The 23621-nt window shown below is 71.6% G+C and carries 21 protein-coding genes and 1 pseudogene; all 22 read left to right on the plus strand.

Annotated features, from left to right (window positions below; genetic code table 11):
* Nucleotides 1-144: 144 nt before the first annotated feature.
* The 22 genes and pseudogenes from paaA to nuoL all read left to right on the plus strand — a co-directional run bounded on the left by paaA (nt 145) and on the right by nuoL (nt 23552).
* The gene (gene paaA / locus CIK06_RS01975) at nt 145-1236 is read left to right on the plus strand and encodes a 1,2-phenylacetyl-CoA epoxidase subunit PaaA (RefSeq protein ID WP_095563363.1); all 1092 of its coding nucleotides are present in this window, start codon (nt 145-147) and stop codon (nt 1234-1236) included.
* 194 nt (nt 1237-1430) lie between these two features.
* A complete protein-coding gene (gene paaB / locus CIK06_RS01980) occupies nt 1431-1688 on the plus strand; it encodes a 1,2-phenylacetyl-CoA epoxidase subunit PaaB (protein ID WP_095567494.1) in 258 nt (85 codons plus the stop codon).
* Nucleotides 1689-1981: 293 nt separating this feature from the next.
* Nucleotides 1982-2656, plus strand: a complete 675-nt coding sequence (gene paaC / locus CIK06_RS01985) for a 1,2-phenylacetyl-CoA epoxidase subunit PaaC (RefSeq protein WP_198348260.1) — start codon at nt 1982-1984, stop codon at nt 2654-2656.
* Nucleotides 2657-2667: 11 nt separating this feature from the next.
* Nucleotides 2668-3138, plus strand: coding sequence for a 1,2-phenylacetyl-CoA epoxidase subunit PaaD (gene paaD, locus CIK06_RS01990; RefSeq protein ID WP_095567495.1), 471 nt, complete (start codon nt 2668-2670; stop codon nt 3136-3138).
* Nucleotides 3135-4243, plus strand: a pseudogene (paaE, locus tag CIK06_RS01995) (1,2-phenylacetyl-CoA epoxidase subunit PaaE). The gene paaD and the pseudogene paaE overlap by 4 nt, the downstream one beginning before the upstream one ends.
* A gap of 99 nt (nt 4244-4342) precedes the next feature.
* The gene (mqnC, locus tag CIK06_RS02000; protein WP_095563364.1) at nt 4343-5548 is read left to right on the plus strand and encodes a cyclic dehypoxanthinyl futalosine synthase; all 1206 of its coding nucleotides are present in this window, start codon (nt 4343-4345) and stop codon (nt 5546-5548) included.
* Nucleotides 5549-5908: 360 nt separating this feature from the next.
* Nucleotides 5909-7144, plus strand: a complete 1236-nt coding sequence (locus CIK06_RS02005; protein WP_095563365.1) for a cell wall anchor protein — start codon at nt 5909-5911, stop codon at nt 7142-7144.
* A 358-nt stretch (nt 7145-7502) separates the two neighbouring features.
* Nucleotides 7503-8150, plus strand: a complete 648-nt coding sequence (locus tag CIK06_RS02015; protein ID WP_198348261.1) for a demethylmenaquinone methyltransferase — start codon at nt 7503-7505, stop codon at nt 8148-8150.
* Nucleotides 8151-8355: 205 nt separating this feature from the next.
* Nucleotides 8356-8787, plus strand: coding sequence for a hypothetical protein (locus tag CIK06_RS02020; protein WP_095563368.1), 432 nt, complete (start codon nt 8356-8358; stop codon nt 8785-8787).
* 126 nt (nt 8788-8913) lie between these two features.
* Entirely contained in the window at nt 8914-10188 is a 1275-nt protein-coding gene (locus CIK06_RS02025; protein WP_095563369.1) for a geranylgeranyl reductase family protein, read from the plus strand.
* A gap of 112 nt (nt 10189-10300) precedes the next feature.
* A complete protein-coding gene (locus CIK06_RS02030) occupies nt 10301-10666 on the plus strand; it encodes an NADH-quinone oxidoreductase subunit A (RefSeq protein WP_095563370.1) in 366 nt (121 codons plus the stop codon).
* A 14-nt stretch (nt 10667-10680) separates the two neighbouring features.
* Nucleotides 10681-11364, plus strand: coding sequence for an NADH-quinone oxidoreductase subunit B family protein (locus CIK06_RS02035; RefSeq protein WP_095563371.1), 684 nt, complete (start codon nt 10681-10683; stop codon nt 11362-11364).
* Nucleotides 11361-12095: an NADH-quinone oxidoreductase subunit C gene (locus tag CIK06_RS02040; RefSeq protein ID WP_095563372.1), complete on the plus strand. Its 735-nt coding sequence runs from the start codon at nt 11361-11363 to the stop codon at nt 12093-12095. Before CIK06_RS02035 ends, CIK06_RS02040 begins: the two co-directional genes overlap by 4 nt.
* Nucleotides 12092-13420: an NADH-quinone oxidoreductase subunit D gene (locus CIK06_RS02045; RefSeq protein WP_095563373.1), complete on the plus strand. Its 1329-nt coding sequence runs from the start codon at nt 12092-12094 to the stop codon at nt 13418-13420. Before CIK06_RS02040 ends, CIK06_RS02045 begins: the two co-directional genes overlap by 4 nt.
* A gap of 37 nt (nt 13421-13457) precedes the next feature.
* Nucleotides 13458-14576: an NADH-quinone oxidoreductase subunit NuoE gene (gene nuoE / locus CIK06_RS02050; protein ID WP_095563374.1), complete on the plus strand. Its 1119-nt coding sequence runs from the start codon at nt 13458-13460 to the stop codon at nt 14574-14576.
* The gene (gene nuoF, locus CIK06_RS02055; RefSeq protein WP_095563375.1) at nt 14573-15889 is read left to right on the plus strand and encodes an NADH-quinone oxidoreductase subunit NuoF; all 1317 of its coding nucleotides are present in this window, start codon (nt 14573-14575) and stop codon (nt 15887-15889) included. Before nuoE ends, nuoF begins: the two co-directional genes overlap by 4 nt.
* A 64-nt stretch (nt 15890-15953) precedes the next feature.
* Nucleotides 15954-18470 (plus strand): NADH-quinone oxidoreductase subunit G, encoded by a 2517-nt coding sequence (locus tag CIK06_RS02060; RefSeq protein WP_095563376.1) that lies wholly within the window; start codon nt 15954-15956, stop codon nt 18468-18470.
* 2 nt (nt 18471-18472) lie between these two features.
* Entirely contained in the window at nt 18473-19810 is a 1338-nt protein-coding gene (gene nuoH / locus CIK06_RS02065) for an NADH-quinone oxidoreductase subunit NuoH (RefSeq protein WP_198348262.1), read from the plus strand.
* 1 nt (nt 19811) lies between these two features.
* The gene (nuoI, locus tag CIK06_RS02070; protein ID WP_232533965.1) at nt 19812-20504 is read left to right on the plus strand and encodes an NADH-quinone oxidoreductase subunit NuoI; all 693 of its coding nucleotides are present in this window, start codon (nt 19812-19814) and stop codon (nt 20502-20504) included.
* The gene (locus tag CIK06_RS02075) at nt 20501-21274 is read left to right on the plus strand and encodes an NADH-quinone oxidoreductase subunit J (RefSeq protein WP_095563378.1); all 774 of its coding nucleotides are present in this window, start codon (nt 20501-20503) and stop codon (nt 21272-21274) included. Before nuoI ends, CIK06_RS02075 begins: the two co-directional genes overlap by 4 nt.
* 14 nt (nt 21275-21288) lie before the next feature.
* Entirely contained in the window at nt 21289-21588 is a 300-nt protein-coding gene (gene nuoK / locus CIK06_RS02080) for an NADH-quinone oxidoreductase subunit NuoK (protein ID WP_095567497.1), read from the plus strand.
* 11 nt (nt 21589-21599) lie between these two features.
* A complete protein-coding gene (nuoL, locus tag CIK06_RS02085) occupies nt 21600-23552 on the plus strand; it encodes an NADH-quinone oxidoreductase subunit L (RefSeq protein ID WP_095563379.1) in 1953 nt (650 codons plus the stop codon).
* Nucleotides 23553-23621: the final 69 nt, after the last annotated feature.

Raw genomic sequence — 23621 nt, forward strand, 5'->3', positions numbered from 1 at the left:
TCTTCCTGACTTTATGTGACCGACGTCTCCACGGTGAATGATCTTTCTGACATATCGGATCGACTTGGTCACCAAGCGTGTTCTTCGCGCCATTTGTGTGACACGGGTCTAGCGATATGGTCGACTAGCTGTAACACTTGGTGGGTGTACGGCAACGACTTCTCCCAGCCCGAAGAGGCGCCCACCGGGGCGCTTCTCGATCAGGTAGAGGCGGCCGAGGCCGAGCTACGCGACGCGGCCGCCCGGGCGCGTGCGGGCGCCTCCGGCACGGCCGGCGCGGCGCCGGAAGAATATTTCGACTCTGTTATCGCGGCCGACCAGAAGATCGAACCGCGGGACTGGATGCCCGAGCGGTACCGCAGGACGTTGGTCCGGCAGATCGCCCAGCACGCGCACTCCGAGATCATCGGGATGCAGCCGGAGGGTAACTGGATCACCCGGGCGCCGTCGCTGAAGCGCAAGGCCATCCTGCTGGCGAAGGTCCAGGACGAGGCCGGGCACGGCCTCTACCTCTACGCCGCCGCCGAGACCCTGGGCGTGGACCGGGACGAACTGGTCGATCTCCTGCTGTCCGGGCGGCAGAAGTACAGCTCCATCTTCAACTACCCCACGCTCTCCTGGGCCGACGTGGGCGCGATCGGCTGGCTGGTGGACGGCGCGGCGATCGTCAACCAGGTGCCGCTCTGCCGCTGCTCGTACGGCCCGTACGCGCGGGCCATGATCCGGGTCTGCAAGGAGGAGTCGTTCCACCAGCGGCAGGGCTACGAGATCCTGCACACGTTGGCGCACGGCACGCCGGAGCAGCGGACGATGGCCCAGGACGCGGTGGACCGCTGGTGGTACCCGTCGCTGGCCATGTTCGGGCCGCCCGACACCGACTCGACGCACTCCGCCCAGTCGATGGAGTGGAAGATCAAGCGCTTCTCCAACGACGATCTGCGCCAGCGGTTCGTGGACATGTGCGTGCAGCAGGCCGAGGTGCTGGGGCTGCGCATCCCCGATCCGGCGCTGCGCTGGAACGCCGAGCGCCAGGCGTACGACTACACGCAGCCGGACTACGACGAGCTGATGCGGGTGATCTCCGGCGACGGGCCGTGCAACCGGCAGCGCATGGACCACCGCCGCCGGGCGCACGCCGAGGGCGCCTGGGTACGCGAGGCCGCGGTGGTCCATGCGGCCAAGCGTGCGGAGCGGGCGGAACAGGCGGCGGCGCGGAAGGACCCGGTAGCGGCATGACCGAACGGAACGGGGACGAACAGCCCGGCGCGGCCGGCACGGACGGACGGCCCGGCGCAGTTGGCACGGACGAACAGCCCGGCGCAGCCGGCACCGACCAGCGGCCCGCCGGAGTCGCCGCGGCCGGAAAGCCCCGCGGAGCGGGCAGCGGCGAGCAGGCACGCGCGGGCCGGACCGGCTGGCCGCTCTGGGAGGTGTTCGTACGCGCGCGGCGCGGGCTCTCGCACAGCCACGTCGGCAGCCTGCACGCGCCGGACGCGGAACTTGCCCTGCGTAACGCCCGCGACCTGTACACCCGCCGGCAGGAGGGGGTGTCGATCTGGGTGGTCCCGGCCGCCGCCATCACCGCCTCCAGCCCGGATGAGAAGGACGCCTTCTTCGACCCCGCGGCCGACAAGGTCTACCGGCACCCGACCTTTTACGAGGTGCCGGACGGGGTGGCGCACCTGTGAGCGCCAGCAACCCGCCGCCGGCCAGCACCACCGACCGGGTGGCCACCGGTTCCACCGCCGCGGCGACCGCCGGCGGCGCCAACCCGGCGACCGGCGGCACCAACCCTGCGGCCACCAACCCGGCGACCGCCGGCGGCGCCAACCCTGTGGCCACCAACCCGGCGACCGCCGGCGGCCGGCCGAGCGTCGACCCTGCGGCCACCAACCCGGCGACCGGCGGCACCAACGCCGCGGCCGGCGGCGGCCGGCCGAGCGTCGACTACCTGCTCGGGCTCGGCGACGACGCGCTGGTGATGGCTCAGCGGCTGGCCGAGTGGGCCGCCCGGGCGCCCGAGATGGAAGAGGACATCGCGCTGTCCAACATCGCGTTGGACCAGCTCGGCGCCGCCCGCCTGCTGCTGTCGTACGCCGCGGAGATCGAGGGCGCGGGCCGGGACGAGGACGCGTTGGCGTTCCTGCGCGGCGACCGCGAGTTCCGCAACTGCCTGCTGGTCGAGCTGCCCAACGGCGACTTCGGGCACACCATGGCCAAACTGCTGTTCCTGTCGGCGTACCAGCTTCCGCTCTATGCCGCCCTGAGCAACTGCCCGGACGCGCGGTTGGCCGCGATCGGCGCGAAGGCCCGCAAGGAGTCGGCGTACCACCTGGACCACAGCCGCACCTGGACGGTCCGGCTCGGCGACGGCACGGTCGAGTCGCACCGCAGGATGCAGGCCGCCGTCGACGCCGTGTGGCCGTACGCGGCGGAACTGTTCGCCGCGGACCCGGCGGCACCGGTCGACCCGGCGACGCTGCGGGCCGAGTTCGACGCCACGGTGGCCGCGGTGCTGGCCGAGGCCACGCTGACCCGTCCGGACAGCGGCTGGGTCCCGACCGGCGGGCGGCAGGGCGTGCACACCGAGCACCTGTCCTACCTACTGGCCGAGATGCAGGTGGTGCACCGGGCCCACCCGGGGGCGCGATGGTGACCGCGCCGACCGTGGACCAGGCCCGGGCCGCGGTCGCCGCGGTGGTGGATCCGGAGATCCGGGCCGTCACCATCGAGGAACTGGGGATCCTGCGGGACGTCACGGTCCGCGACGGGCGGGTGGTGGTGAGCATCACGCCGACCTACACGGGCTGTCCCGCCATGGACGTCATCCGGGGCGACATCCGGACCGCGCTGGCCGCCGCCGGCTGCCCGGACGCCGAGGTACGCACGGTCTACGCGCCCGCGTGGAGCACCGACTGGATCACCGAGGCGGGCCGGACCAAGCTGGCCTCCGCCGGTATCGCACCCCCGGATCCGGTACGCCGGGCCGGGCCGGTACCGCTGACCCTGACCGCCCGCTGCCCGCGCTGCGGCTCGCCGGACACCGAGCAGCTCAGCCGGTTCGGATCCACCGCCTGCAAGTCGCTGTGGCGTTGCCGCGCCTGCCGCGAACCCTTCGACCATCTGAAGGCGCTGTGACAGTCACCATCACCCGACCGGTTCGCCGCCGGCCGGTCTTCCACCCGTTGCCGGTCGCCTCGGTGGACCGGCTCACCGACGACGCCGTGGCGATCACCTTCGCCGTACCGGAGGAGTTGCGGGAGACCTTCGCGTTCCGCGCGGGGCAGCATCTCACCGTGCGCCTGGTCGACGACGACAACGGCACCGAGGCGCGCCGGTCGTACTCGATCTGCTCGACGCCCGCGGAGCTGGCCGCCTCCGGGCGGCTGCGGATCGGGGTCAAGGAGATCCCGGGCGGAGTCTTCTCCGGGTACGCCTGTGCGGCGCTGCGTGCGGGCGACGCGGTCGACGTGCTGGCGCCGCTCGGGCACTTCGTCAGCGCGTTCGACCCCGGGCGGACCCGGCACTACGGCGCGGTCGCCGCCGGATCCGGGATCACCCCGGTGCTCTCGCTGGTGGCCACGGCGCTGGCCGTCGAGCCGGAGAGCCGGTTCACCCTGGTCTACGGCAACCGGTACGCCCGCAGCGTGATGTTCGCCGAGGAACTGGCCGACCTGAAGGACCGGTACCCGGCCCGGCTGCACCTGGTGCACGTGCTGTCCCGGGAGCCGGGCGACTCGCCGCTGCTGTCCGGCCGGGTGGACGCCGAACGGCTCGGCCGGCTGCTGGACACGGTCGTACCGGCGCAGGAGATCGACGAGTGGTTCCTGTGCGGCCCGTACGGCCTGGTGACCGACGCCCGGACGGTGCTGGCCGGACGGGGGTGCCCGACCCGGCCGTACACACCGAGCTGTTCCACGTCGACGAGCCGCCCCCGCCGCCGCGCCGGGCCGAGGACACCGCCGCCGGCAGCGAGGTCACGATCATCCTGGACGGCCGCGCGTCCGGGTTCCGGATGACCCGGGACGAGCGGGTGCTGGACGCCGCGCTCAAGGTGCGCGCGGAACTGCCGTACGCCTGCAAGGGCGGGGTCTGCTCGACCTGCCGGGCGCGGGTCGTCGACGGCGAGGTCACGATGGCCCGCAACTACGCGCTGGAGCCGGACGAGGTGGCCGCCGGGTACGTGTTGACCTGCCAGTCCAGCCCGACCACCGACACCCTCACGGTCGACTACGACGCATGACGCCCGGCGGATGTCAGCCTGGCCGCCGTCCCCGGCGGTGCGGATCACCTCCGCCGGCACAACCTGGGATGGCGGGAGGGCCGCGACGTAGGCTCGGGGGTGACGGTGAGCCGGGAAATCGACGACATCCTGCGGCGTGGCGCGGACGGCGGGCGGATCACGCCCGAGGAGGCGTTGCTGCTCTACACCGACGCGCCCTTCCACGCGTTGGGTGAGGCGGCCGACGCGGTACGCCGGCGGCGCTATCCGGACGGCATCGTCACGTACATCATCGACCGCAACATCAACTACACGAACGTCTGCGTGACTGCCTGCCGGTTCTGCGCCTTCTACCGGGCGCCCAAGCACCGCGAGGGCTGGACGCACCCGACCGACGAGATCCTGCGGCGCTGCGCCGAGGCGGTGGATCTCGGCGCGACCCAGGTGATGCTCCAGGGCGGCCACCACCCGGACTACGGGGTCGAGTACTACGAGGAGCTGTTCTCCTCGGTCAAGCGGGCGTACCCGCAGCTCGTGATCCACTCGATCGGCCCGAGCGAGATCCTGCACATGGCGAAGGTCTCCGGGGTGTCGCTGGAAGAGGCGATCACCCGGATCAAGGCCGCCGGCCTGGACTCGATCGCCGGCGCCGGCGCCGAGATGCTGCCGCAGCGGCCGCGTCACGCCATCGCGCCGCTCAAGGAGTCAGGCGAGCGGTGGTGCGAGGTGATGGCGCTCGCGCACCGGCTCGGGGTCGAGTCGACCGCGACGATGATGATGGGCACCGGCGAGACCAACGCCGAGCGGATCGAGCACCTGCGCATGATCCGGGACGTGCAGGACCGGGCCGACCAGGGCGGGTACGGCGGGTTCCGCTCGTTCATCCCGTGGACCTACCAGCCGGAGAACAACCATCTCAAGGGCCGTACCCAGGCGACCACGCTGGAGTACCTGCGGCTGGTGGCGGTGTCCCGACTCTTCTTCCCGACGATCCCGCACCTTCAGGCGTCGTGGTTGACCACCGGCAAGGAGGCGGGGCAGCTCGCGCTGCACATGGGCGTGGACGACCTGGGCTCGATCATGCTGGAGGAGAACGTCATCTCCTCGGCCGGCGCCCGCCACCGGTCCAACCTGCACCAACTGATCGACATGATCCGGTCGGCCGGCAGGATTCCGGCCCAGCGGGACACCCTCTACCGTCACCTGCGGGTGCACTGGACCCCTGCCGACGACCCCACCGACGACCGCGTCGTGTCGCACTTCTCCTCGATCGCGCTGCCCGGCGGTGGGGTGGGTCGCCGGCTCCCGCTGGTCGAGGCGAGCTGACCCCGTCCGACACGAATCGGAAACAGTCCCGGCGCGGGGGCTGTTCGGGCGGCTCCCCGGCGGATAACGTGCGCGGCGCGCGTACCTGTTCTGGCAGGTCGAGACGGTGCTGGCCGCACCGGCGCCGGTCGTACGCGTCCGCTATCGGCCCTCGGGGCCGTCCACATAGAGCCGCTGGGCGGGATGGGTGACCATCCCGCCCTCGGTGCGTCCGGGGCACCCCGCGCAGCAGCGGCTCGGCCGCCGTCGCCACCCGTCGTCGCCACCCGTCGTTGCGCCCGTCGGGGCTGGCCAGGATGATCGCCCTTCGATACGGTGCGTTGCGCTCTTCCGCATCCCACCCCGATTATCGAGGGATCGATGACATTCCGTAGCCTTTCCCGCCCGGTACGACTGGGCGCCGCGGCCCTGCTCGCCGCGGGCGGGCTTCTGGCGCTCGGCGCCCCCGCCTACGCGGCCGACAAGGCCGATCTCGCGATCGTCCCGTCCAGCTTCCAGCTCGCCAGGAGCGGCACGGAGGCGGCGCGCAAGCCGTTCAAGTTCACCGTGGTCAACCAGGGGCCGGCGGCCGCGACCGAGGTCACTGTCGCCATCGACTACGCGGGACTGGACGATGCTCTCGTCGCCTGGTCACCGCCCACCGGCTGTGCCCACAGCGGCGCGGTGTACACCTGCCGGCTCGGCCTGCTCTCCACCGACGGCGCGGACGACGTCCCGGCCGGTGCCCGGGCCGAGTTCGGCCTGCCGATCTGGAGCATCGGCAAGAAGGGCGACGCGGGTTCGCTCACCGTCACGGTCGCCTCGGCGACCCCGGACCCGGTCAAGCGCAACAACGAGGCCGAGGTGCCGGTCACGGTCGTCAAGGCCGGGTACGACCTGACCACCTGGGCCAGCGACGTGCACGTCCCGGTCACGGCGGGCGCCGGTACGCCGGGCGCCGCGACGCCGCTGGACTGGTTCGTCCACAACGCCGGCAGCAAGCAGGCCGTGGGCCTGACGTACATCCTGAACCTGCCGGCCGGCGCGCACTTCGCCAGCGTGCCGCCGGAGTGCGTGCAGCAGGCCACGACCCTGGACGTCTACTACTGCACGGTGCCGGATCTGGTGCTGCGCCCGCAGGACGTCTACACCGCCCCCGTCACCGTGACGGTCGACCCCGGCAGCACCGCCAGGCTGCCGGACCCGGGGCAGGTCGCGGCGGAGGCGTCGGGCACCGACGCGCCCGACGCGCGGCGGCTGTCCGGCCAGCGGTACGGCAAGCAGGCGACCGCGGCGCAACTCGCCGACGTCGACGACGGTGACAACATCGCCAACTTCGACATCTTCGCGGAGTTGGTGACCGCGACGCCGTCGCCGGAACCGTCGGGCGAGGTGACCCCGACGCCGTCCGGCAGCGCGGCGCCGGTCAGCCCCGCGCCCTCGGGCGCTCCGGAGGCACCCGGCACCGGCGGTGGCCTGCCGGTCACCGGCGCCCAGGTCGGGCTGATCGGTGGGGTGGGCGCCGCAGTGCTCGCCCTCGGCGGGCTGCTGTTCGTGCTCTCCCGGCGCCGGAAGGTGGTCCTGGTCACGCCGGAGGACGAGCGCTCCGGCGAGTGACCCCGGTCACCCGGGCGACCTGCGCCTCGGGGCGGTCTTCGACCGGCGGCCCGGCGCAACGGTCCGGCCCGGCGCCACGGTCCGGTCCGGCTCGGCGGTCCGGTCCGGCTCGGCGGGCTCCGGGCGGCCCGGCGCCACGGTCCGGTCCGGTGCGGCGGGCTCCGCGCGGTCCGGCGCCACGGTCCGGTCCGGCTCGGCGCGGCGGGCTCCGGGCGGCCCGCGTGATCCGATCTGATCCCGGTCCGGACCAGGGTGGCCAGCCATCCCGGTCCGGACACTGGCAGAGTGGTTCACCGTGAAGCACGCATCGACCGGGCAGCGGGCCGGCCTGGACAAGCAGCCGCACGAGATCGCCGCCATGTTCGACGGCGTCGCCTCGCGGTACGACCTGACCAACACCGTCATGACGGCGGGACGGGATCGGGCCTGGCGGCGGGCCACCCGGGCGGCGCTGGACCTGCGCCCCGGCGAGCTGGTGCTGGACGTCGGGGCCGGCACCGGGGTGTCGACCGAGGAACTGGCCCGGTCCGGGGCGTACGCCGTGGGCGCCGACCTGTCCCTCGGGATGCTGGCGGCGGGAAAGCGCGACCGGCCGGACGTACCGCTGCTGGCCGGCGACGCGCTGCGGCTGCCGTTCCCGGATGCCACCTTCGACGCGGTGACCATCTCGTTCGCGTTGCGCAACGTGGCGGACACCACTGCGGCGTTGCGGGAGTTCGCCCGGGTGACCCGACCGGGCGGCCGGCTGGTCATCTGTGAGTTGAGCCACCCGGTCAACCGGGCGTTCCGGGTGGCGTACCTGTCGTACCTGATGCGCTGGCTGCCGGCCGCGGCCCGGGTGGTGTCGAGCAACCCGGACGCGTACGTCTACCTGATGGAGTCGATCCGGGCGTGGCCCGACCAGGCCGGCCTCGCGGCGCTGGTCCGCGCCGCCGGCTGGGGGAACGTGGCCTGGCGGAACCTGACCGGCGGCCTCGCGGCCCTGCACCGGGCGGTCCGCGACTGAGCCCACCGCCGGGCGTCGCCCATCCGTGAGTCAGTCGCCCATTCGTGAGTCATACGTCAGGTACCTCAACGGTCCCGCTTGAGGTACCTGACGTATGACTCACGGCTGCCGCGGCCCGGTCGGCTCGCCCGGCGGGGATGAGACGGGTGGGGTGCGTGAGGAGTTTTGGGGGTTTTAGGCGATTTCTTCGCGTAACCTCGACCTCATGACGGAGTCGGATCGGCGCGGCGAGCCGTTGGCCGGAGCGGGTGGGAGCGCCCACAACGGCGCCGCCGCTGGCAACAGTGCCGCCCACAACGGCGCCGCCGCCGGCAACAGTGCCGCCCACAACGGCGCGGCCGGCGGCAACAGTGCCGCCCACAACGGCGCCGCCGCCGGCAACAGCGCGGCCGGCAACAGTGCCGCCCACAACAGCGCGGCCGGCGGCAACGACGCCGCCGACCTGGCCGACCAGCTGCGCGAGTTGGCCGGATCGGATCCGGCCGCCGTGCAGCAGGTGGTGGCCGAGGTGCTCGCCGCGTTGGACCGGGCGAGCGGTGGCGCGCTGCGGGACCAGTTGCCCGGCGCGCTGGACCGTCAGCCGGGAGCCGGCGATCCGGCGACGGACCGCCCGGAAGGGCCGGCGGAGTCGGACTGACGGCCCGGACCTGCGGCTGCGGGCCGTTGGTTAGGTTCACCTAAGCTGGCGGCCCGTCAATGCCGGTCCTAGACTCCCTTCCGAGCACGCTTGTGAAGCATTTCACGAGCAGGGAAGGGGGCGCGGATGACCGTCGAAAACGACGCCGACGTGATCGTCGTTGGCGCCGGTCCGGGCGGCTCGACCACCGCATACCACCTGGCCCGGCACGGGCTCCGGGTGCTGATGCTGGAAAAGACCGAGTTTCCCCGCGAGAAGGTCTGCGGCGACGGGCTGACGCCGCGGGCGGTCAAGCAGCTCATCAGCCTCGGCATCGACACCTCCGCCGAGGCCGGCTGGCTGCACAACCGCGGCCTGCGGGTGATCGGCGGCGGCGTACGGCTGGAACTCGACTGGCCCGACCTGGCCAGCTTCCCCAACTACGGCCTGGTCCGGCCGCGTCTCGACTTCGATGACCTGCTGGCCCGCCAGGCGGTGAAGGCCGGCGCGGAACTGCGTACCGGGATGAACGTGATCGGCCCGGTGCTCGACGACGCGGGCCGCACCGTCGGGGTCACCGCCGAACACGGGCCGGACAAGGCGCCGGTGAGCTTCCACGCGCCGCTGGTGGTGGCCGCCGACGGCGTCTCCGGGCGGTTCCCGCTGGCGCTCGGCCTGACCAAGCGGGAGGACCGGCCGATCGGCGTGGCCGTGCGGCGCTACTACCGGTCGCCGGCGCGGCAGCACGACGACTACCTGGAATCCTGGCTGGAACTGCGCAGCCGGGACAGCGGGGACAAGCTGCTGCCGGGCTACGGCTGGATCTTCGGGATGGGTGACGGCCGGGTGAACGTGGGCCTCGGCCTGCTGAACTCCTCGTCGGCCTTCGGCCGCACCAACTACCGGCGGCTGCTGACCGACTGGCTGGCCAGCACCCCGCCGGAGTGGGGGATGTCCGACGAGGCGAACGCCGAGGGACCGATCCTGGGCGCCGCGCTGCCGATGGGCTTCAACCGGGTGCCGCACTACACTCGCGGGGTCCTGCTGGTCGGCGACTCGGGCGGGATGGTGAACCCCTTCAACGGCGAGGGGATCGCGTACGCCATGGAGTCCGGCGAGCTGGCCGCCGAGGTGATCGTGCAGGCGCTGGCCAGGCCGGCGGGCGCCGAGCGGGAACGGGCACTGCACGGCTACCCGGCCGCGCTGTCCAGCCGGTACGGCGGCTACTACCGGCTCGGTGGCCTCTTCGTGAAGCTCATCGGGCGGCCGGAGATCATGCGCATCGCGACCCGGCACGGCATGCCGCACCCGACGCTGATGCGATTCGTGCTCAAGCTGATGGCCAACCTGACCGATCCCCGCGACGGGGACGCGATGGACCGGATCATCAACGCGATGACCAAGGTGGCACCCGCCGTGTGAGGGTGGCGACCCGGGACGGGTCGGACCCCCGGGTGCGGGTCGCCCGCGTGGCTGTGCCTAGTGTGACAATCATCAACCGCCGAAGGCAGGGGAAGGACGAGCAGGAGAAACGATGTCGCTCTCGCCTTACGTACCGATCATCGGGCTGTTCGCCGTGGCCGCGGCGTTTGCGCTGTTCTCCGTGGCCGCCGCTCGGTTCGCCGGACCCCGCCGCTACAACCGCGCAAAGCTCGACGCCTATGAGTGTGGCATCGAGCCGAGCCCGGAGCCGATCGGCGGCGGCCGATTTCCGATCAAGTTCTACCTGACGGCGATGCTTTTCATCGTCTTCGATATCGAGATCATCTTCCTCTACCCCTGGGCGGTCTCCTTCGACCTGCTGGGCGCCTTCGGGTTCGTGGAGATGGTGCTGTTCATCGTCGCGGTCTTCGTCGCGTACGCCTACGTGTGGCGCCGCGGCGGCCTGGACTGGGACTGAGGAGGCGGCAAGACATGGGCATCGAGGAGAAACTCCCGGCCGGCATCCTGCTCACCAGCGTGGAGAAGCTGGTCAACTGGTCCCGCAAGTCGTCGGTGTGGGGGGCGACCTTCGGGCTGGCCTGCTGCGCCATCGAGATGATGGCCGCGGGCGGCCCGCACTACGACATGGGCCGCTGGGGCATGGAGGTCTTCCGCGCCTCGCCCCGGCAGGCGGACCTGATGATCGTGGCTGGCCGGGTCAGTCAGAAGATGGCGCCGGTGCTGCGGCAGATCTACGACCAGATGGCCGAGCCCCGCTGGGTGCTGTCGATGGGCGTCTGCGCCAGCAGCGGCGGCATGTTCAACAACTACGCGATCGTGCAGGGCGTGGACCACGTCGTACCGGTGGACATGTACCTGCCCGGGTGCCCGCCGCGGCCGGAGATGCTGATCGACGCGGTCCTCAAGCTGCGGGAAAAGATCATGTACGAGCCGCTCGGCCCGGGCGGTCGCAAGATGCTGGCGGCCCGCACCGAGCGTGGCGACGTGCCGGTGGTCCCGTACGGCTCGATGCCGTCCTCCTACCGCAGCGACAAGGCTCGGCGGGCCGAGTGGACCCAGGCGGTCCGGGAGGGCCGCGAGGAGCAGTTGCGGATCGAGAACTGGATGAAGGCGCAGAACCACCTGCACCAGCACGAGGGGACCGTGAACCGATGACCGCGCCCAGCGAGAAGCCCGGTGCCGGAGTGCCGGCCACCTCGCCGCCGATCGGCGCGAACACCGGCGCCCCCGCCGACTACCCGCCGGCCAGCCCGGCCCAGCGGGGTCTGTTCGGCGTGCACGGCTCGGGTGACACCTCCGGCTTCGGTGGCCTGGTCCGGCCGCACGTCGACGTCGACGGCAGCCAACGCCCGTACGGCGGGTACTTCGACGAGGTGACCGACGCGCTGGAGGAGGCGTACCCGGCCTTCGCCGACGCGATCGAGAAGGTCGTGGTGGACCGCGGCGAGCTGACCCTGCACATCCAGCCGGGACGGATCGCCGAGGTGTGCCAGGTGATGCGGGACGACGCGGCGCTGCGGTTCGAACTGTGCTCCTCGGTGTCCGGCGCGGACTACCTGGGCGTGGACGAGCGGCGACTGCACGTGGTCTACCAGCTCACCTCGATGACGTACCGCCGGCGGGTCCGGCTGGAGGCCGCGGTGTCCGCCGAGGACCCGCACCTGCCCAGCGTGACGGCCGTCTACCCGACCGCCGACTGGCAGGAGCGGGAGACGTACGACATGTTCGGCGTCGTCTTCGACGGCCACCCGAACCTCACCCGGGTCCTCATGCCGGACGACTGGGAGGGCCACCCGCAGCGCAAGGACTACCCGCTGGGCGGCGTGCCCGTGGAGTACAAGGGCGCCGAGATCCCGCCGCCGGACGCCCGAAGGAGCTACCAGTGACTTCCACCCCTGGCTACGCGACCGAACGGGAGACCGCCGAGGGCAGGGTCTTCACCGTGACCGGCGGCGACTGGGACACGGTCGTCGAGGGTACGGACCCGATCGCGCAAGAGCGGATCATCGTGAACATGGGTCCGCAGCACCCGTCCACGCACGGGGTGCTGCGGCTCATCCTCGAACTGGAGGGTGAGACGGTCCGCGAGGCCCGTTCGGTGGTCGGCTACCTGCACACCGGCATCGAGAAGAACCTCGAATACCGCAACTGGGTGCAGGGCAGCACGTTCGTCACCCGGATGGACTACCTGGCCCCGATCTTCAACGAGACGGCGTACAGCCTGGCCGTGGAGAAGCTGCTCGGGATCACCGACGAGATCACCGACCGGGCAAACACCATCCGGGTGCTCATGATGGAGCTGAACCGGCTCTCCTCGCACCTGGTCTGGCTGGCCACCACCGGCATGGAACTCGGGGCCATCTCGATCATGCTGTACGGCTTCCGGGAGCGCGAGTTCATCCTGGACATCTTCGAGACCATCACCGGGCTGCGGATGAACCACGCGTACGTCCGGCCCGGCGGGGTGGCCCAGGACGTGCCGGACGAGGCGATCGTCAAGATCCGCGAGTTCCTGAAGATGATGCCGAAGCGGCTCAAGGAGTACGAGGACCTGCTCTCCGGCCAGCCGATCTGGGTCGAGCGGACCAAGGGCGTCGCGGTGCTGGACGTCACCGGCTGCGTGGCGCTGGGCGTCACCGGGCCGGTGCTGCGCTCCGCCGGCCTGGCCTGGGACCTGCGCAAGACCATGCCGTACTGCGGCTACGAGAACTACGAGTTCGACGTGCCGACGCACCCCGACGGCGACGTCTGGGGCCGCTACCAGGTCCGGCTCGCCGAGATGCGCGAGTCGCTCAAGCTCGTCGAGCAGGCGCTGGACCGGCTCAAGCCGGGTCCGGTGATGGTCGCCGACCGGAAGATCGCCTGGCCGGCGCAGCTCGCGGTCGGGCTGGACGGCATGGGCAACTCGCTGGAGCACGTCGCGAAGATCATGGGTCAGTCCATGGAGTCGCTGATCCACCACTTCAAGCTGGTCACCGAGGGCTTCCGGGTACCGGCCGGGCAGGTGTACGTCGGCATCGAGTCGCCCCGCGGCGAACTGGGCGTGCACGCGGTCTCCGACGGCGGCACCCGGCCCTACCGGGTGCACTACCGCGAGCCGAGCTTCGTCAACCTCCAGGCGATCCCGGCGCTCGCCGAGGGCGGTCTGATCGCCGACGTGATCGCCGGCGGGGCGTCGTTGGACCCCGTCATGGGCGGGTGTGACCGGTGAGCGTCCGGACGCCGAATCGGAAAGTGGAGCGAGGCCGATGACTGACACGCATCAGGACGTGGTGACCGCGACGGTGCTGCGGGACCGGCTCGGCGAGCGCGCCCGGGAGATCGTGGCCCGCTACCCGGCCGACCGGTCCCGGTCCGCGCTGCTGCCACTGCTGCACCTCGTGCAGGCCGAGCAGGGGTACGTCTCCCCGGCCGGGGTGGAGTTCTGCGCCGAGGTGCTCGGGCTGAACAAGGCACAGGTCGGTGCGGTCGCCACCTTCTACACGATGTACAAGCGGCGGCCGACCGGCGACTGGCTGGTCAGCGTCTGCACGAACACGATGTGCAACGTGCTGGGCGGCCAGGAGGTGTACGACACCCTCACCGAACTGCTCGGTGTCGGGCACGACGAGACCACGGCCGACGGCACGATCACGCTGGAGCACGCCGAGTGCCTGGCGGCCTGCGACTACGGGCCCGTGATGACGGTCAACTACGAGTTCTTCGACCGGGTGGACCGGGACACCGCCGTGTCGGTGGTGGAGGAACTGCGCGCCGGCGGCCGGCCGACGCCGACCCGGGGCGCCCGGCTGTGCACGCTGAAGGAGATGGCGGTCCAGCTTGCCGGCTTCGCCGACGAGCGGGACGGTGCGGTCGGCGACGGCCGGGCCGGGGACGCCACCCTGCGCGGGCTGCGGCTGGCCCAGGAGCACGGCATCTCGGTGCCGGACTTCGACCCGGACACCCCGATCCGGTCCAAGCCGGCGCAGGAGAAGCCGGCGGGCGGGAAGAAGGAGCCGGCCGCCGCGCCGCCGCCGCCGACCAAGGTGCCGGCATCGCGGACCGGAACCACCGCCCCCGACGTGAAGGCGCCGGACGACAAGTCGCCGCAGGTGCGTACCGCCGAGACCCGCCAGCCGGATGCCCGCACGGCCGTGCCGGACGCCCCCGGCGTGCAGCCGCCGGTGGACGGCGTACCGCCGGTGCCGGCGGACGCGCAGGCCGCCGAGGCGGCCGGTGCGGGCGCGAACGAGCCCGCCGGCGACGCGAAGCCGGCCGGCGAGGGCACCGACGCCCAGCAGCGGAACCTCGCCGAGGCCGGCGGGACGGCGGCTTCCGGCGACGGCGCCGGCGCGGCGCCGGCCGGCGAGAAGGAGGCCGACAAGTGACCACCCCCCGACGGGAGACGCTGGCCAAGCTGACCCCGGTGCTCACCAAGCGCTGGCTCTCGCCGGACGCCTGGAGCATGGATGTCTACCAGCAGCTCGACGGGTACGCGGCGCTGCGCAAGGCGCTGGCCGCGCACCCGGACGACCTGATCCAGCTGATCAAGGACTCGGGCCTGCGCGGCCGCGGCGGCGCCGGCTTCCCCACCGGCCTCAAGTGGGGCTTCATCCCGCAGGGCGACGACAAGCCGCACTACCTGGTGGTCAACGCCGACGAGGGCGAGCCGGGCACCTGCAAGGACCTGCCGCTGATGACCCACGATCCGCACTCGCTGATCGAGGGCGTGATCATCGCCTCGTACGCCATCCGGGCCAACCGGGCCTACATCTACATCCGGGGCGAGGCCGTGAACGCCGCGCGCCGGCTGCGGAACGCGGTGAACGAGGCGTACGCGGCCGGGTTCCTCGGCCGGGACATCCTCAAGTCCGGCTTCGACCTGGACGTGGTGGTGCACAGCGGCGCCGGAGCGTACATCTGCGGCGAGGAGACCGCGCTGCTGGACTCGCTGGAGGGCTTCCGCGGCCAGCCGCGGCTGCGCCCGCCGTTCCCGGCCACGCACGGCCTCTACGCCTGCCCGACCGTGGTCAACAACGTCGGGACCATCGCCAGCGTGCCGTACATCGTGCTGGGCGGCGCCGACTGGTGGAAGACCATGGGCACGGAGAAGTCGTCCGGCCCGATGATCTACTCGCTCTCCGGCCGGATCGCCAACCCGGGCCAGTACGAGTGCTCGCTCGGCATCACGCTGCGGGAGCTGATCGAGCTGGCCGGCGGGATGCTGCCGGGGCACAACCTGAAGTTCTGGACCCCGGGCGGCTCGTCCACCCCGCTGCTCACGGCGGAGCACCTGGACGTGCCGCTGGACTTCGAGGGGGTGGCGGCGGCCGGGTCCATTCTCGGCACCACGGCCACCCAGATCTTCTCCGACCAGGACTGTCCGGTCTACGCGACGTACCGGTGGCTGGAGTTCTACCACCACGAGTCGTGTGGGAAGTGCACCCCGTGCCGGGAGGGCAACTACTGGATGGTCCGGACCTACCGCCGGATCCTCTCCGGCCAGGGCACCCACGAGGACCTGGACACCCTGCTGGACACCTGCGACAACATCCTCGGGCGGTCGTTCTGCGGCCTGGGCGACGGCGCGACCAGCCCGGTCACCTCGTCGCTGAAGTACTTCAAGCAGGACTACGTCGACTACGTCGAGGGTCGGACCGCTCCGAAGCTGTCGGAGAAGACCCTGGTGGGGGCGCATTAGACATGCGAGCGCGAGGAGAGAGCCGGGGCTTGCGGGCCACGCAGCGCGAGCGAAAGGCCGAGGAATGACCGATCTGGCCAAGAAGACCGACACCGTCACGCTGACCATCGACGGCATCGAGGTCACGGCGCCCAAGGGCGCCCTGCTGATCCGGGTGGCCGAGGAACTCGGGATCGCCATCCCGCGGTTCTGCGACCACCCGCTGCTGGCGCCCGCCGGCGCCTGCCGGCAGTGCCTGGTCGACGTGGAGGGCCAGCGCAAGCCGGTCGCCTCGTGCACCCAGACCGTCGCCGACGGGATGGTGGTCAGGACGCAGCTCACCTCGGAGGTCGCCAAGAAGGCGCAGGCCGGGATCATGGAGCTGCTGCTGGTCAACCACCCGCTCGACTGCCCCATGTGCGACAAGGGCGGCGAGTGCCCGCTGCAGAACCAGGCGATGTCGACCGGGCGCACGGACTCCCGGTTCCACGAGCACAAGCGGGAGTACCCGAAGCCGCTGCCGATCTCCACCCAGGTCCTGCTGGACCGCGAACGGTGCGTGCTGTGCCAGCGGTGCACGCGGTTCTCCGAGGAGATCGCCGGGGACAAGTTCATCGACCTGATGGGCCGCTCCAGCGCCGAGGAAATCAACATCTACCGGGACGAGGCGTACGGGGTCGAGGACCCGGACACCGCCGAGGTGGTCCCGTTCAACTCCTACTTCTCCGGCAACACCGTGCAGATCTGCCCGGTGGGGGCGCTGACCGGCGCCCAGTACCGGTTCCGGGCACGCCCGTTCGACCTGGTCTCCACCCCGAGCGTCTGCGAGCACTGCTCGGCCGGCTGCGCCCAGCGCACCGACTGGCGGCGCGGCAAGGTGCTGCGGCGGCTGGCCGGCGACGACCCGGCGGTGAACGAGGAGTGGAACTGCGACAAGGGCCGGTGGGGCTTCCGCTACGCCACCGCCGGGGAACGGCTCAACACGCCGCTGGTCCGCGACGGGCAGACCGGTGAGCTGCGCGAGGCGTCCTGGAGCGAGGCGCTGGCCGTCGCCGCCGAGGGGCTGCGGGCCGCCCGGGACGCCGACCAGGGGGTCGGGGTGCTCACCGGCGGCCGGCTCACCGTGGAGGACGCGTACGCGTACGCCAAGTTCGCCCGGGTCGCGCTCGGCACCAACGACATCGACTTCCGGGCCCGTCCCACGGGCGTCGGCGGCGAGGAGGCCGAGTTCCTGGCCGCCGCGGTGGCCGGCCGGACCGAGGTGACCTACGCCGACCTGGAGAAGGCCCCGGCGGTCGTCCTGGTCGGGCTGGAGCCCGAGGAGGAGTGCCCGATCCTCTTCCTCCGGCTGCGCAAGGCGCACCAGAAGAAGGGCCTGAAGGTCTTCGCGATCGCCCCGTACGCGAGCCGGGGCCTGGAGAAGCTTGGCGCGAAGGTGGCCCGGGTGGTCCCGGGTCAGGAGGCGGCGGTGCTGGCCGAGCACCCGACGGTCGCCGAGGCGCTGGGCGAGCAGGGCGCGGTCCTGCTGGTGGGCGAGCGGCTGGCCGACGTACCGGGCGGGCTGTCCGCCGCGGCGGCGCTGGCCGGGCGTACCGGGGCCAGGCTGGCCTGGGTGCCGCGGCGCGCGGGTGACCGCGGCGCCGTGGACGCGGGCTGCCTGCCCAACCTGCTGCCCGGTGGACGGCTGGTGGCCGACCCGGCCGCCCGCGCCGAGCTGGGCCAGTCCTGGGACGTGGAGCCCGGGGTGATTCCCAGCCGGGCCGGTCGGGGCACCGACGAGATCGTCGCGGCGGCCGCCGCCGGTGACCTCGGCGCCCTGGTGGTGGCCGGGGTCGACCCGGCCGACCTGGCCGACCCGCGGGCCGCCGAGCAGGCGCTGGACGCGGTGCCGTTCCTGGTGAGCCTGGAGCTGCGGGGCGGTCCGGTGACCCGGCGGGCCGACGTGGTGCTGCCGGTCGCCCCGGTGGTGGAGAAGGCCGGCAGCTTCCTGGACTGGGAGGGCCGGCTGCGCACCTTCGAGGCCGTGCTGAACACCCCGGCGATGACCGATGGCCGGGTGCTGGACGCGCTGGCCGCGCAGTTGGGGGTCCAGCTCGGGACCGGGAGCGTCAACGAGATCCGGCGCGAGCTGGGCGCGCTGCCGACCACCCGGGCCGACCGGGCGGCGGCGCCGACCGTGGCGCCGGGCGAGGCGGCCCGGCCGGGTACGGGCGAGGCCGTGCTGGCCACCTGGCACCAGCTCATCGACTCCGGCACCCTCACCGAGGGCGACTCCTACCTGAACGGCACCGCCCGCCCGCCGGTGGTCCGGCTGAGCAGGCCCACCGCCGAGGCGATCGGCGCGGCCGAGGGCGAGCCGGTCACGGTCGGCACCGACCGGGGCGCCATCACGCTGCCGGTGGCGCTGACCGAGATGCCGGACGGCGTGGTCTGGCTGCCCACCAACTCGCCCGGTTCGAGCGTCCGGCGCGCCCTCGGCGTACCGTCCGGCGCGCTCGTCCGGGTCACCGCCGGGGACCGCTCCGGCGGGGCGGCCGGCGCGGCCGCGGCCGACGCGGCCCACCGCCCGGGCCCGTTGCTCAATACCGGGAGTGCGCAATGACGATGTACCTCGCGCAGGATCCGACGCTCCAGGACTTCGGCCACGACACCTGGTGGCTGGTCCTGGCCAAGGTCCTGCTGGCGTTCGTCTTCGCCGTGCTGGCCACGCTGCTCGGGGTCTGGTTCGAGCGGCGGGTCGTCGGCTTCATGCAGGTGCGTCCCGGCCCCAACCAGGTCGGACCGTTCGGCCTGCTGCAGACCCTGGCCGACGGCCTGAAGATGGCCTTCAAGGAGGACATCCTCCCGACCAAGGCCGACAAGGTGGTCTACTTCTTCGCCCCGACCATCTCGGTGATCTGCTCGGTGACCGCGCTGTCGGTGGTGCCGTTCGGCCCGATCGTCAGCGTCTTCGGCCACCACACTCCGCTACAGGTCACCGACGTGCAGGTGGCGGTGCTGGTGCTGCTGGCGTGCTCGTCGATGGGCATCTACGGCATCGTGCTCGGCGGCTGGGCGTCCGGCTCCACCTACCCGCTGCTGGGCGGCCTGCGCTCCAGCGCGCAGATGATCTCGTACGAGGTCGCGATGGGGCTGTCCATCGTGGCCGTCTTCATGACCGCCGGCACGATGTCGACGAGCGGGATCGTCGCCGCGCAGGCCGACGGCACCCGGTTCACGCTGTTCGGCCAGAGCCTGCCGGCCCCCGGCTGGTACGCGCTGCTCCTGCTGCCCAGCTTCGTCATCTTCTTCATCGCCACCGTCGGTGAGACCAACCGGGCGCCGTTCGACCTGCCCGAGGCGGAGTCGGAGCTGGTGGCCGGCTTCATGACGGAGTACAGCTCGCTGAAGTTCGCGCTGTTCATGCTCTCCGAGTACGTCTCGATGGTGACCATGTCGGCGGTGACCGTCACGCTGTTCCTCGGCGGTTGGCGGGCGCCGTGGCCGATCAGCCTCTGGTCCGGCGCGAACTCCGGCTGGTGGCCGCTGCTGTGGTTCCTCGGCAAGGTCGTCCTGCTGGTCTTCGTGTTCGTCTGGCTGCGCGGTACGCTGCCGCGGCTGCGGTACGACCAGTTCATGCGGCTCGGCTGGAAGGTGCTGCTGCCGATCAACCTGGTCTGGATCCTGGCCCTGGCCGGCATCAAGGTGACCAGCGGCTGGGAGCGCGGCGACCGGCTGATCGCGATCGGCATCCCGGTGGCGGCGGTGCTGCTGGCCATCTTCTTCTGGCCCACCCGCAAGCCGGAGCCGGAGCGGTCCCTGGAGGAGCAGGTCCAGGCCCGCCCGGAGGGCAGCTTCCCGCTGCCGCCGATGGACCTGCAGGTGCCGCCGAGCCCGCGTACCCGGCGGGCCGTCGCGCAGCGGCAACCCGCCAACGTCGGCGCCGACGAGAAGGAGGTGTGACATGGGTGCGATCACGGGCACGTTCAAGGGCTTCGGCGTCACGTTCTCGCACATGTTCCGCAAGCAGGTGACGACGGACTACCCGTTCAAGCCGCCGGTGTCCGCCCCCCGCTACCACGGGCGGCACATCCTCAACCGGCACCCCGACGGGCTGGAGAAGTGCATCGGGTGCGAGCTGTGCGCCTGGGCCTGCCCGGCCGACGCGATCTACGTCGAGGGTGGCGACAACACCGAGGAGAAGCGCTTCTCGCCCGGTGAGCGGTACGCCAGCATCTACCAGATCAACTACGCCCGGTGCATCTTCTGCGGGCTGTGCATCGAGGCCTGCCCGACCCGTTCGCTCACCATGAGCAACGAGTACGAGCTGGCCCGGGACAACCGGCAGGACCTGATCTTCACGAAGGAGCAGCTGCTCGCGCCGCTGCTGCCCGGGATGGAACAGCCGCCGCACCCGATGCGGCTCGGCGACAGCGAGAAGGACTACTACGTCGGCGCGCTCGACAACCCCGGCACCTCGGCCGGGGCCGAGCACTCGGCGATGGGACCCGGCCGCTACCCGCTGGACGAGCACCCGGGCGTGAAGTTCCCGGGCGCCGAGCAGGCGGCGCAGCGGGCCGGGCGGCGCCGCCAGGGCACCGAGGACACCGCCGGCGCGCCCGGCGGCTCGGGTAGCGACGAGGGAGACCCGGCATGACCGCCACGCAGACGGTGCTCGCCGCGGCCGGCGGAGTCTCCGGCGGCGAGCAGGTCACGTTCTGGATCCTGGCCCCGCTCGCGCTGCTCGGCGCGCTCGGCATGGTGATGGCGCGCAACGCCGTGCACTCGGCGCTCTGGCTGGTGCTCACCATGCTCTGCCTGGGCGTGTTCTACGTCCTCCAGGCCGGTCCGTTCATCGGCATGGTGCAGATCATCGTCTACACCGGCGCGATCATGATGCTGTTCCTGTTCGTGCTGATGCTGGTGGGCCGGGACGCGACCGACTCGCTGATCGAGACCCTGCGCGGGCAGCGGGTGGCGGCCGTGGTGCTCGGCGGCGGGTTCGCGGCGCTGGTGGCGACCGGGCTGTACCGGGCACTCGGCCAGGTCGACGCCCGCGGGCTGGCCGCGGCGAACGCCGACGGCAACGTCCAGGGCATCGCCCGGCTGCTGTTCAGCAAGTACCTCTTCGCCTTCGAGGTGACCTCGGCGCTGCTGATCACCGCGGCGGTCGGCGCGATGGTGCTGGCGCACGTGGAACGGCGCCGGGAGGACCGCAAGGACCAGCCCAGCACGATGCGCGCCCGGTTCGCCCCGGGCAACTACCCGGGTCCGAAGCCCGGTCCGGGCATCTTCGCCACCTCCTCCTCGGTCGCCACTCCGGCCCGGCTGCCGGACGGGGCGCTGACCGAGCGGAGCATCCCGGAGATCCTGCCGACCCGTGAGCTGACGGCGGCCGAGCGGTCGCTGAAGGGAACGGACCAGTGAGCACCTTCTTCTCGGTGACGCCCGGGCACTACCTGATCCTGGCGTCCATCCTGTTCACGATCGGGGCGGTGGGCGTACTGGTGCGCCGGAACGCGATCGTGCTGTTCATGTGCATCGAGCTGATGCTCAACGCGGCCAACCTCACGCTTGTCACCTTCAGCCGGATCAACGGCGACCTGAACGGACAGATCATGGCGTTCTTCGTCATGGTGGTGGCGGCCGCCGAGGTCGTGGTCGGGCTCGCGATCATCATGTCGATCTTCCGTAGTCGGCGGTCCGCCAGCGTCGACGACGCGAACCTGCTCAAGTACTAGAGGGGCCTGACGTGGATGGAATCCTGACGTACGCCCAGGCCGAACCGGCCGGCGCCGTCTCGTTCGCTCCGGCGACCGGCCTGCTGAGCACCGTCTGGCTGCTGGTGGCGATTCCGCTGGCCAGCGCGGCGGTCCTGCTGCTGCTCGGCCGCCGGGCCGACCGGTGGGGGCACTGGCTCGGCGTGGCCAGCGTCGGCGCCGCCTTCATCCTCGGCCTGACGTACTTCTTCCAGCTGCGCGGGCTGGAGAACCGCTCGGTCGAACGCAGCCTCTGGGAACTCATCTCGGTGGGCAGCTTCAAGGTCGACTTCGGCCTGCTGTTCGACCCGCTGGCGGCGGTCTTCGTGCTGCTGATCACCGGGGTGGGCTTCCTGATCCACCTGTACGCGGTGGGATACATGGAGCACGACGCCGGGCGGCGCCGGTTCTTCGGCTACTTCAACCTGTTCGTGGCCGCGATGCTGCTGCTGGTGCTCGGCAACAACTACGTGCTGCTGTACGTCGGATGGGAGGGCGTCGGCCTGGCGTCGTACCTGCTGATCTCGTTCTGGTACGACCGGCCGTCCGCGGCCACCGCCGGCAAGAAGGCGTTCCTGATGAACCGGGTCGGCGACGCCGGCCTGGCCATCGCGATCTTCATCATGTTCGCGCAGCTCGGGACCACCTCGTACAGCGGGGTGTTCAACGGGATCGGCCAGCTCGGCGCCGGCGTGGTGCTGGCGATGGGCCTGCTGTTGCTGCTCGGCGCCACCGGCAAGTCCGGCCAGTTCCCGCTCCAGGCGTGGTTGCCGGACGCGATGGAGGGCCCGACCCCGGTGTCCGCGCTGATCCACGCCGCCACCATGGTCACCGCGGGCGTCTACCTGATCGCCCGCTCGCACCCGATCTTCTCGGCCAACGCCACGCTCGCGCTCGTGGTGGTCTCCGTCGGGGCGCTCACGCTGCTGATCGGCTCGATCATCGGCTGCGCCAAGGACGACATCAAGCGGGTGCTGGCCTGGTCGACGGTGAGCCAGATCGGCTACATGTTCCTCGGCGTCGGGCTCGGCGGTGCGGCGTACGCGCTGGCCATCGTGCACCTGCTGGCGCACGGCTTCTTCAAGGCCAACATGTTCCTGGGCGCCGGTTCGGTGATGCACGGGATGAAGGACCAGGTGGACATCCGCCGGTTCGGCGCGCTGTCCCGGTACATGAAGATCACCTGGTTGACCTTCATGATGGGCTGGCTGGCGATCATCGGCATGTTCCCGTTCTCCGGCTTCTTCTCCAAGGAGCCGATCATCGCGGCCGCCTTCGAGCGGGAGGGCTGGACGGCCTGGCTGTTCGGCGGCGCGGCCCTGCTCGGCGCCGGGCTCACCGCGTTCTACATGACCCGGCTGTTCGTGCTGACCTTCCACGGCCCGCGGCGGTGGACCGAGGAGATCGAGCATCCGCACGAGTCGCCGCCGATCATGACGATCCCGCTGATCCTGTTGGCCATCGGATCGATCGGGGCGGGCTTCCTGCTGGCCACCTCGGTACCGGACTGGCTGACCGCCACGCTCGGTCCGCAGCCGGAGGCGGGCGAGCCGGTCCTCGCGCACTGGCTGATCACCACGCTCTCGCTGGTGCTCACGGTGCTCGGTGCCGGACTGGCCTGGCTGCTGTTCCGCGCCGGTACGGCCACCCAGGAACAGCCGGCGGGGGTGCTGGTGCAGGCGGCCCGCCGCAACCTCTACACCGACGCCGTCAACGAGGCGATCTTCGAGAAGCCCGGCATCTTCCTCACCAGGGCCCTGGTCTACCTGGACAACCGCGGCATCGACGGCGTGGTCAACGGGCTGGCGGCGGCGGTGGGTGGCGGCTCCAGCCGGCTCCGGCGGTTGCAGACCGGCTTCGTGCGGTCGTACGCCACGTCCATGCTGGCCGGCGCGGTCCTGGTGGTGGCGGCATTCCTGGCGATCCAGGCCGGGTGGTTGGCATGAGCGCGATGAGCGCGGTGAGCGCGGCTTCCGGGCGAATCGCGGGTTCTGCGCGAATCAGCGACGAGAAGA

This window comes from Plantactinospora sp. KBS50 (assembly GCF_002285795.1).
GTDB lineage: Bacteria > Actinomycetota > Actinomycetes > Mycobacteriales > Micromonosporaceae > KBS50.